The 10,397-nt window shown below is 72.3% G+C and carries 9 protein-coding genes; all 9 read left to right on the forward strand.

Annotated features, from left to right (window positions below):
• The first annotated feature begins 68 nt into the window (after positions 1-68).
• The 9 genes from BZL64_RS29155 to BZL64_RS29195 all read left to right on the forward strand — a co-directional run bounded on the left by BZL64_RS29155 (position 69) and on the right by BZL64_RS29195 (position 10,374).
• Positions 69-584: a YceI family protein gene (locus BZL64_RS29155; protein ID WP_086772152.1), complete on the forward strand. Its 516-nt coding sequence runs from the start codon at positions 69-71 to the stop codon at positions 582-584.
• Between the two features lie 738 nt (positions 585-1,322).
• A complete protein-coding gene (locus tag BZL64_RS29160; protein WP_229894389.1) occupies positions 1,323-1,703 on the forward strand; it encodes a cell division protein SepF in 381 nt (126 codons plus the stop codon).
• 122 nt (positions 1,704-1,825) lie between these two features.
• Positions 1,826-3,085 (forward strand): biotin transporter BioY, encoded by a 1,260-nt coding sequence (locus tag BZL64_RS29165; protein ID WP_086772154.1) that lies wholly within the window; start codon positions 1,826-1,828, stop codon positions 3,083-3,085.
• Entirely contained in the window at positions 3,082-3,408 is a 327-nt protein-coding gene (locus BZL64_RS29170; RefSeq protein WP_086772155.1) for a nucleotide pyrophosphohydrolase, read from the forward strand. The genes BZL64_RS29165 and BZL64_RS29170 overlap by 4 nt, the downstream gene beginning before the upstream one ends.
• Positions 3,409-3,616: 208 nt before the next feature.
• Positions 3,617-4,078 (forward strand): DUF6099 family protein, encoded by a 462-nt coding sequence (locus BZL64_RS29175; protein ID WP_086772156.1) that lies wholly within the window; start codon positions 3,617-3,619, stop codon positions 4,076-4,078.
• Between the two features lie 23 nt (positions 4,079-4,101).
• The gene (locus tag BZL64_RS29180; RefSeq protein WP_086772157.1) at positions 4,102-5,025 is read left to right on the forward strand and encodes an LLM class F420-dependent oxidoreductase; all 924 of its coding nucleotides are present in this window, start codon (positions 4,102-4,104) and stop codon (positions 5,023-5,025) included.
• A gap of 231 nt (positions 5,026-5,256) precedes the next feature.
• Complete coding sequence (locus tag BZL64_RS29185) at positions 5,257-6,183, forward strand: DUF4232 domain-containing protein (protein WP_086772158.1); 927 nt, start codon at positions 5,257-5,259, stop codon at positions 6,181-6,183.
• 109 nt (positions 6,184-6,292) lie between these two features.
• Positions 6,293-7,819: a 3' terminal RNA ribose 2'-O-methyltransferase Hen1 gene (locus BZL64_RS29190; protein ID WP_086772159.1), complete on the forward strand. Its 1,527-nt coding sequence runs from the start codon at positions 6,293-6,295 to the stop codon at positions 7,817-7,819.
• A complete protein-coding gene (locus BZL64_RS29195) occupies positions 7,816-10,374 on the forward strand; it encodes a polynucleotide kinase-phosphatase (RefSeq protein WP_086772160.1) in 2,559 nt (852 codons plus the stop codon). Before BZL64_RS29190 ends, BZL64_RS29195 begins: the two co-directional genes overlap by 4 nt.
• Positions 10,375-10,397: the final 23 nt, after the last annotated feature.

Below are 10,397 nucleotides of genomic sequence, written 5' to 3' on the forward strand. Positions count from 1 at the left end.
GCAGTGACAGCAGTGACAGCAATGACAGCCATGACGGCAACGTCAGCAATCGACAGCAGGAGAACACCATGACCGTCGCCGTGGAAACCGGACTGTGGCAGCTCGACGCGGGGGCCTCCACCGTCGCGCTCCGGCACAAGACGATGTGGAACCTGGTTACGGTCAAGGGCACCTTCACCGCCGTGACCGGGCAGGGCGAGGTCCGTTCCGACGGGTCCGCCGTCGGAACCGTCACGATCGACGTGGCCTCCCTGGACACCAAGAACGTCAAGCGCGACACGCATCTGCGCGGGGCCGACTTCTTCGACGCCGACCACCACCCCCAGATCACCTTCGCCGTCCGCAGTGCGGAACTCCGCGACGGCGACGCCGTACACGTCGTCGGTCAGCTGACCGTGCGGGGCATCAGCAGGCCGCTCTCCTTCACGGCGCTCCTGGTGGGAGCCGACGCCGACGCGCTCACGCTGGACGGCGAATTCACCGTGGACCGGGGCGAGTTCGGCATGGGCTGGAACCAGATGGGCATGATCCGCGGCCTGACCACGGTCGCCATGTCGCTCCGCTTCACCCGCACGACCGGCTGACGAGTTCGTGGTGTGCCGCGAGAGGAGTGTCAGCCCTGGTAGCGGCCGGCCCCCTCGGCGCACCGGCCTGACCGCGCGCGTCCCGCCCCGCCGGCGCTGTCGGCGAATCCCGTCAGGCCGAGCAACAGGCCGAGCAACAGGCCGAGCAACAGGCCGGGCGACAGGCCGAACAATTGGCAGATTCGGGCCGGAGAAACGCCGTAGAACCGGCGGTTCGCCGGCCCGAATCTGCCAATTGGCGTCTGCCGCGCGGATTCGCCGGCAGCGTCCCGGGGGAGTCGCCGCCCGGCGCAGGAGCGCGCCCACGCACCCGGCCGGCGCCGGCCCCGGTGCGCCGGCCGGCCGCCCACGTCACCCCAGCGGTACGGCCGCCGCCCCGACGGATCCGGGACCGCGCACCATCACCACCACCACCATCACCGGTCGCCGCATGCCCCCAAAGCTCCGGCAGCCGCACGGAATCCACGGAATCTCGGAGAACGCGGACGACCCGGCCGGCCGGATTCGCCGCGCGGGTGTCATCGGCGGGACTTCTGCCAAGTACACGGCGCCGGACGGTAATCGGGGCCGGTGAGCCGACTGGGCGCGGAGGCGAGGGCTGCGGAGCGAGGCGGGTGAGGAGCCGCCCGGTTGCTCCTGAAGCTGTCGCGGACCGTGTCGCTGTTGGGCCGAACGGGTGACTTGGCGTAAGAATGGCTGGTGCAGGCAGTAAAAGCGAGTCAGTTCGGGGGGGTGCCGGTGAACCGTTACGACGTCACCGATGAACAGTGGGAAGGGCTCGCTCAGGTCGTTCCGTTGCGCGGCCGGGACGCCTGGCCGTCGGCGGTGAGCCACCGCTCGCTGCCGGACGCGGAGACGGAGACCCGGCGGCGTTTCGTCGTCCTGCGGGTCAACGTCTTCGCGGACGCCCGCGAGGTCGCCGAGACGCTGATGGCGGGCATCCCGGTGCTGCTCGACCTGAGCAGCGCGGAGACGGACGTCGCCAAGCGCGTCCTGGACTTCTCCACCGGCGTGGTCTTCGGCCTCGCCAGCGGGATGCACCGGGTCGACCGCAACGTGTTCCTGCTGACCCCGCCGGGCACCGAGGTGAGCGGGCTCATGGAGGGCGCGGGGGTGTGAGCCGGCGCGTCGGGCGGTGACGGAGACTCACCGGGGCCGCCCCGCGCGCGCCGTCGCCCGTTCGTAGGAAGCTGACGGGGGCGGAACGGTTCGCCAGACCGGCGGAGTCCTACGGTCCGCATATGGCCGTGCCGCTGACATCCTCCGTGTCCTCGCCCTCCTCCGTTCCCTTGCCTTCCGTCGGGCCTGAGCCCGCCGCCGGGTCGGCCCCGTCCGTCGCGCCTGCGCCCGCCGCCGGGTCCGTCCCTCCCGTCGGGCGACCGTCCCGCCCCGCCCGTCCAGGTCTCACCGAGTTGCGGCTCTCCGCCTTCGCCCGGCACCGGCGGGCCGTTCATCCGCTCGGCGCGGTCACTCTCTTCGCCGGACCCAGCGGCAGCGGGAAGACGAGTGCCCTGCGGGCGTACGAGGCGCTGGCCCGGCTCGCGGGCGGCGGCGCGGTCTGGGAGGTGTTCCCGGATCCGGCTGCCTGCGTACCGGAGTGGTCCCGGCCCGACGCCCAGCACCGGCGCGGATTCCGCATCGGCTGCACGGCCGACGGACCCGAGGGGCAGGTCCGGCTCGATGTCGCCGTGCAGGCCGAACCGGCGCTGCGGATCGTGGGGGAGCGGCTGAGCGCGGGCGGGCTGGTGCTGCTGGAGACCGCGCTGCGCGACCCGGGCCGGGGCACGGTGCAGGCCGCCTGGCACACCGCCGGCTCCTCGTCGGTCACCCGTGCCCCGCTGCCCGACGACCGCCTCGCCACCGCCCTGCTGCCGCTGCGCGTGGCCGGTAAGACCGACGGCCAGCGCCAGGTGCTCGCCGCCGCCGAACAGATGGTGGTCGCGCTGCGTTCCGTCTTCGCCTGCGATCCACGGCCTGACCGGATGCGCGCCCCCGCCCGCACGGGCTCCGGGCACCTGCTGGGCGGCTGCGACAACCTCGCCGACGTCCTGTGGCGCACCCGTGAGGAGTGCGTACGGCGGCACGCGCAGCTCGTCGCCGCCGTACGGGGCGGCTGCGCGGGGCCGGTGACCGACGTACTCGCCGAGCCCCTCGGTGACGGGACCGTCCGTGCCCTGCTCGACCGGGGTGCTGGGCCGCGTACCGAACTGGCCCGCCTCGGTGACGGCGAACTGCGCCACCTCGCCCTCACCCTGGTCCTGCTGACCGGCCCCGGTGTCCTGGACGTGGACCCGCCCGGCGAGGTGCCGGACGCGATGCGCGCCCTCACCGTGCTCGCCGACGGCTTCGACCGGGACCTGGACCCGCGCCAGCGCGGCGAACTGCTGCGGCTGGCCGTCCGGATGAGCGAGCGGGGCCATATCCGCTGTGTCGGCGCGGTGAGCGACGCCTCCTGGGCCGCGGGGACGGCCGGGGTCACGGTGGTACACCTGGAGCCGTGACCGAACCTCTCGACGTGGCGAAGCTCCAGCGCAGGCTGGCCGAGTTCGCGGCCGCCCGGAACTGGCAGCCCTACCACACCCCCAAGAACCTCGTCTCCGCGCTCAGTGTGGAGGCCTCCGAACTGGTGGAGATCTTCCAGTGGTTGACGCCGGAGGAGTCGACGCGCGTGATGGACGACCCGGACAGCGCGCACCGGGTGACCGACGAGGTCGCCGACGTGCTCGCCTATCTGCTGCAACTGTGCGAGGTGCTCGGCATCGACCCGCTGGCGGCACTGGACGCGAAGATCGACCGCAACGAGCGGCGGTTTCCGGCGCCTTGACCGTGGGCGGAGAGCCGGTCGTCGTCGGCAGCCAGGGGAACCGACGACTCCGATATCACTCCGCGTAATCGTTCAGCCGTCCGAAACCGATTTGTTGTCCACAGATTTCCGTCTTCCTCTGGCTTTTCGTCCCACAGACCTTCACTCTGGGTAGTGAAGCAGTGACGTGGACGTGCGCGGAGCACGTCGGGACAGACGGGGGCACCCCATGGACGCGGTGCGGCTCATCCTGACGAGTAGCCGGGCTCTCGCGAGCAGTGTCGGCGGGAGACGGACCCTGACCGAGGTCTGGCAGGCCCAGGCCCTGGCCCAGGCGATAGGCAGTCGCCTCGCGGTTTCGGGCCCGCCCGAACTGCGCGGCGAGGCCCTGGGCCTGACCGAGCTGGCGGGCCGGGGCTGCGGGGTGCTGGACACCCCGGACCTCGACACCGGCGACCTGCTCGCCGCCCGGCTCACCAAGCTGGACGACGCCCGCGAGGCTCTCCTGCGCCTGGCCGACCTGCTCGGCGAGGTCGGCATCGCCCTCGTCGGAGTCGCCAGCTCGGCGGCCGACGAGGGGACGTACTGGCAGTGCATGGAAGCCATCGACGCGGCGGACGAGTCCAGGGACCGGGTCCTGGAGATGCTGCGCAAGCTGGCGGCACGGGAAGGGGCGTTGCGAGAAGGCTGAGCCCGCTCGTGCAGGATGGAGACATGGATCTCCGCATCTTCACCGAACCCCAGCAGGGCGCCACCTACGACACCCTCCTCACGGTGGCCAAGGCCACCGAAGACCTCGGCTTCGATGCCTTCTTCCGCTCGGACCATTATGTGGCGATGGGCGACTCGGACGGCCTGCCCGGCCCCACCGACGCCTGGATCACCCTCGCCGGACTGGCCCGCGAGACCAAGCGCATCCGCCTCGGCACGCTCATGACCGCCGCCACCTTCCGGCTGCCCGGCGTGCTCGCCATCCAGGTCGCCCAGGTCGACCAGATGTCCGGCGGCCGTGTCGAACTCGGCCTGGGCGCGGGCTGGTTCGCGGAGGAGCACGCGGCGTACGGCATCCCCTTCCCGAAGGAGAAGTTCGGCCGACTGGAGGAGCAGCTGGAGATCGTCACCGGACTGTGGGCCACCGACGCCGGCAAGACCTTCGACTTCGACGGCGAGCACTACCAGCTCAAGGACTCGCCCGGCCTGCCCAAGCCCGCCCAGGCGAAGATCCCCGTACTCATCGGCGGCCACGGCGCGAGCCGTACGCCCCGGCTGGCGGCCCGCTACGCCGACGAGTTCAACATGCCGTTCAGCTCGGTGGAGGACACCGAGCGCCAGTTCGGCCGGGTCCGTGCCGCCGCCGAGAAGGCCGGACGCGCCGCCGACGACCTCACCTACTCCAGCGCCCTCGTCGTCTGCGTCGGCAAGGACGACCAGGAGGTCGCCCGCCGGGCCGCGTCGATCGGCCGCGAGGTCGACGAGCTGAAGGAGAACGGCCTGGCGGGCACCCCGGCCGAGGTCGTCGAGAAGATCGGCCGCTACGCCGAGGCCGGCTCCACCCGCCTCTACCTCCAGGTCCTCGACCTGCACGACCTGGACCACCTGGAGCTGATCTCCGCCCAGGTGCAGTCGCAGCTGCCGTAGACGACGCCCGTGAGCCGCACGGTTCACGGCTCACCGCACACGGCTCACTGCCTGCCGCACACGGCGTACGACACGTGGCCCACGCGTTCCGGGCGCCGGACAACGATGTCCGGTGCACCGGGACGCGAAGGTGAGCCGCCGCAAGCGATCGCGCGCACCTGTGACAGCCCTGTGACCGGAATTATGGCCTCCACCACAGTCGCCGGGGCGGCCCCCTGATGAGGTGACGGGATGCGCAGACCCGCCCCCCTCCTCCTTCCGGCCCTCGCCGCCGCCCTGTTGCTCTCGGCGTGCGGCACCGAACGTGCCGACACCGGGACGGGCGGCCCCGGCGAGGGGACGCCGTCCTCCGCGACCCAGGTGACCGATCCCGGCATCGACGGCGTCCGCATCACCTCGGTGACCATCCCGTCGCCGTCCCCGTCGCCGGAGCGCAGCGTCTCGGTCGTCCCCGACCGGCTGCCCGCCGACTCCGGCATCTCCGCCGCCTACGAGGTCACCAACCAGGGCACCGAGGCGATGACGTACACGATCAGCGTCACCTTCACCAACAGTGCCGGTGAGTCCATGGGGAACAAGCGTGAGACCGTGCGCGCGGTCGGAGCCGGGAAGACCGTGCGTGGCACCGTCCGCCTCGGGGTGGTGGCGCCGGGGTCGTCGTCGGTCACGCGGGCCGTGGTCTCCGATGTCACCAAGGTGCCCGCGGACGAGGCACCGGCCGAGACGGGCGACTGCCCGGCCTCCGGTGTCCGGGTCTTCGCCGACGAGGGCGACGCGGCGATGGGCCTGCGTGTCGTGGGACTGCACCTGCAGAACTGCGGAACGCGCGACTACTCCGTCCACGGCTACCCGCTGCTGGAGCTGCTGGACGACAACCGTGAGCCGGTCGACGGCGTCCAGATCCTCAAGGGCAGCGGCGAGATCACCACCGGGGCGGGGCCCGACGAGGCGCCCGAGCCCGTCACCCTGAAGCCGGGCGAGACGGCCCTCGCGAGCCTGGTGTGGCGCAACACCACCCAGTCCGGGACGGCGGTGAACGTCCCCTACGTCCGGGTCCGGGCGAAGGAAGGCGCCGACCCGGTCGTCGTGACGCCGGGACTGGACCTCGGCACGACCGGCAAGCTCGGTGTCCGGCCGTGGAAGAGGGCGACGGAGTAGCTCGGGAAAATCCCTGGGTGCCGGTGCGCCCCTGTCTGTACGTTGGAGGGGCGCGCAGGCGCACCACCAGCGCTTTCGCTCCTTCCGAACCCTTTTCGAGGCAACCACCGTGTTCCTGACGATCACCACCACCGGCACCCGCGAACGCCCCGCCACCGACCTCGGTTTCCTGCTCCACAAGCATCCCGAGAAATCGCAGGCGTTCTCCACCTCCTACGGCAAGGCGCACGTCCTCTACCCCCAGGCGGACGCCGAACGCTGCACGGCGGCGCTGCTGCTGGAGGTCGATGCCGTGGCGCTGGTCCGCCGGGGCAAGGGCAAGGGCCGCGGTGGCGCCCCCGACGCGGCCCTGGCGCAGTACGTCAACGACCGCCCCTACGCGGCCTCTTCGCTGCTCGCGGTCGCGCTGAGCGCCGTCTTCTCCAGCGCCATGCGCGGCGTCTGCACGGCCAAGCCCGAACTGCCCGCGCAGGTACGCCCGTTGCGCATCGAGGTGCCCGCGCTGCCCGCGCGCGGCGGCCCCGACCTCGTACGGGCTCTGTTCGAGCCGCTCGGCTGGACGGTGAGCGCCGAACCAGTCCCGCTGGACACGGAGTTCCCCGCCTGGGGCGACTCCCGGTACGTGCGTCTCGTGCTGGAGTCCGAGACGCTGACGCTCGCCGAGGCCCTGCGGCACCTGTACGTCCTGCTGCCCGTCCTCGACGACGCCAAGCACTACTGGGTCGCTCCCGACGAGGTCGACAAGCTACTGCGCGCCGGGGACGGCTGGCTGCCCGGCCACCCCGAACAGAAGCTGATCACCAGCCGGTTCCTGTCGCGCCGCTGGTCGCTGACCCGGCAGGCGATGGAGCGCCTGGAGCTGGTTCGGCTCGCCGAGACCGACGACAGCGTGGTCGAGGAGATCGACAACGCGGTCGAGGCGGAGGCGGAGACCGAGGAGAAGCCGACCCCGCTCGCCGTGCAGCGCCGGGACGCGATCATGGCCGCGCTCGGCGAGTCCGGTGCCGCCCGCGTCCTCGACCTCGGGTGCGGGCAGGGCCAGTTGGTGCAGGCGCTGCTGAAGGACCCGCGGTTCACCGAGATCGTCGGCGTCGACGTGTCGATGCGCGCCCTGACCATCGCCTCCCGGCGGCTCAAGCTGGACCGCATGGGCGAGCGGCAGGCCTCCCGCGTCACCCTGTTCCAGGGCTCGCTCGCCTACACCGACTCCCGGCTCAAGGGCTATGACGCGGCCGTGCTCAGTGAGGTGATCGAGCACCTCGACCTGCCGCGGCTGCCCGCCCTGGAGTACGCGGTGTTCGGCTCGGCCCGGCCCCGCACGGTCCTGGTGACCACCCCGAACGTCGAGTACAACGTCCGCTGGGAGACCCTCCCGGCAGGCCACGTCCGGCACGGCGACCACCGCTTCGAGTGGACGCGCGCGCAGTTCCGCACCTGGGCCACCGAGGTCGCCGGACGGCACGGCTACGAGGTGGACTTCGTGCCCGTCGGCCCGGACGACCCCGAGGTCGGCCCCCCGACCCAGATGGCCGTCTTCTCCATGGGCGCAGCCTCCGTGGACACGGCCTCCCCGAGTACAACCACCCCGACCCCGACCCCGGCCGCACCGAACGAGAAGGAGGCGAAGGCAGCATGACCGACATCCAGGTATCCGAGACCCCGAAGCGGGCCCGCGCGCTGCCCGTCACCGACCTCTCCCTCGTCGTGCTGGTGGGCGCGTCCGGGTCGGGCAAGTCCACCTTCGCCAGGCGGCACTTCAAGCCCACAGAGGTCATCTCGTCCGACTTCTGCCGCGGCCTGGTCGCCGACGACGAGAACGACCAGAGCGCCTCGCGGGACGCCTTCGACGTCCTGCACTACATCGCGGGCAAGCGTCTCGCGGCCGGCCGGCGCACCGTCGTCGACGCGACCAGCGTGCAGCAGGACTCCCGGCGCCAGCTGATCGACCTGGCCCGGCAGTACGACGTGCTGCCCATCGCCATCGTGCTGGACGTGCCGGAGGAGGTGTGCGCCGAGCGCAACGCGGCCCGCGCCGACCGGGCCGGCATGCCCCGCCGGGTCATCCAGCGGCACATCCGCGAACTGCGCCGCTCACTGCGGCAGTTGGAGCGCGAGGGCTTCCGCAAGGTGCACATCCTGCGGGGCGTGGAGGACATCGAGAGCGCCACGGTCGTCACCGAGAAGCGCTTCAACGACCTGACCCACCTCACCGGCCCCTTCGACATCGTCGGCGACATCCACGGCTGCGCCTCCGAACTGGAGGGCCTGCTCGGCAAGCTGGGCTACGTCGACGGCGTCCACCCGGAGGGCCGCCAGGCCGTCTTCGTCGGCGACCTCGTCGACCGCGGCCCCGACAGCCCCGGCGTGCTGCGCCGTGTGATGGGCATGGTCGGGTCGGGCAACGCGCTGTGCGTGCCCGGCAACCACGAGAACAAGTACGGCCGCTTTCTGCGCGGCCGCAAGGTCCAGCACACCCACGGACTCGCCGAGACCATCGAGCAGATGGAGGGCGAGAGCGAGGAGTTCCGCGCCGAGGTCCGTGAGTTCCTCGACGGCCTCGTCAGCCACTACGTCCTCGACGGCGGCAAGCTGGTGGTCTGCCACGCCGGTCTGCCGGAGAAGTACCACGGCCGCACCTCGGGCCGGGTCCGCTCGCACGCCCTGTACGGCGACACCACCGGCGAGACCGACGAGTTCGGCCTGCCGGTGCGCTACCCGTGGGCGGAGGACTACCGGGGCCGGGCCGCCGTCGTCTACGGCCACACCCCGGTCCCGGAGGCGAGCTGGCTCAACAACACCATCTGCCTGGACACCGGCGCCGTGTTCGGCGGCAAGCTGACCGCGCTGCGCTGGCCGGAGCGCGAACTGGTCGACGTACCGGCCGAGCGGGTCTGGTACGAGCCGGTGAAGCCGCTGCGGGCGGAGGCGCCGGGCGGGCACGACGGCCGGCCGCTGGACCTGAAGGACGTGCACGGCCGACGGGTGGTCGAGACCCGGCACGCGGGACGGGTGTCCGTGCGGGAGGAGAACGCGGCGGCGGCCCTGGAGGTCATGAGCCGCTTCGCCGTCGACCCGCGCCTGCTGCCGTACCTGCCGCCGACCATGGCGCCGACGGCGACCAGCCGGGTCGAGGGGTACCTGGAGCACCCGGCGGAGGCGTTCGCGCAGTACGCCGAGGACGGTGTCGCGCGGGTCGTGTGCGAGGAGAAGCACATGGGCTCGCGGGCCGTGGCCCTGGTGTGCCGGGACGCGGAGACGGCACGGAAGCGGTTCGGGGTGGAGGGGCCGACCGGCTCGCTCTACACGCGCACCGGGCGGCCGTTCTTCGACGACGTCGCGGTCACCGAGGAGATCCTCGGCCGGGTCCGAGCGGCGGTCGCCGAGGCCGGCCTGTGGGACGAACTCGACACCGACTGGCTGCTGCTGGACGCGGAGCTGATGCCGTGGTCGCTGAAGGCGGCCGGGCTGCTGCGCTCGCAGTACGCGGCCGTCGGCGCCGCGTCCGGCGCGGTCTTCCCAGGCGCCCTGGCGGCCCTGGAGGGGGCTGCCGCCCGCGGTGTCGACGTGTCGGACCTGCTGTCCCGGCAGCGCGAACGTGCCTCGGACGCGGCGGCGTTCACCGAGGCGTACCGCCGCTACTGCTGGACCACGGACGGCCTGGACGGCGTGCGCCTGGCACCGTTCCAGATCCTCGCGGTCCAGGGCCGCAGCCTCGCGGCCCTGCCCCACGACGACCAGCTGGCCCTGCTGGACCGGCTCGTGGAGCACGACGGCACGGGTCTCCTGCACACGACCCGACGCCTGTACGTCGACACGGCCGATCCCGAGTCGGTGCGGGCCGGCGTCGACTGGTGGCTGGAGATGACGGGCCGCGGCGGCGAGGGCATGGTCGTCAAGCCGCTGGAGGCGGTGGTCCGCGGCGCGGCGGGCCGCCTGGTCCAGCCGGGCATCAAGTGCCGGGGACGTGAGTACCTGCGGATCATCTACGGCCCGGAGTACACCCGCCCCGACAACCTCGCCCGGCTGCGGCAGCGCTTCCTCAACCACAAGCGCTCCCTGGCGATCCGCGAGTACGCCCTCGGCCTGGAGGCCCTGGACCGGCTGGCGGAGGGCGAGCCCCTGTGGCGCGTCCACGAGGCGGTGTTCGGCGTACTGGCGCTGGAGTCGGAGCCGGTGGACCCACGGCTGTGATCCGCCCCCGCCGCCCCTTCCCG

Source organism: Streptomyces bobili (assembly GCF_002154575.1).
GTDB lineage: Bacteria > Actinomycetota > Actinomycetes > Streptomycetales > Streptomycetaceae > Streptomyces > Streptomyces bobili.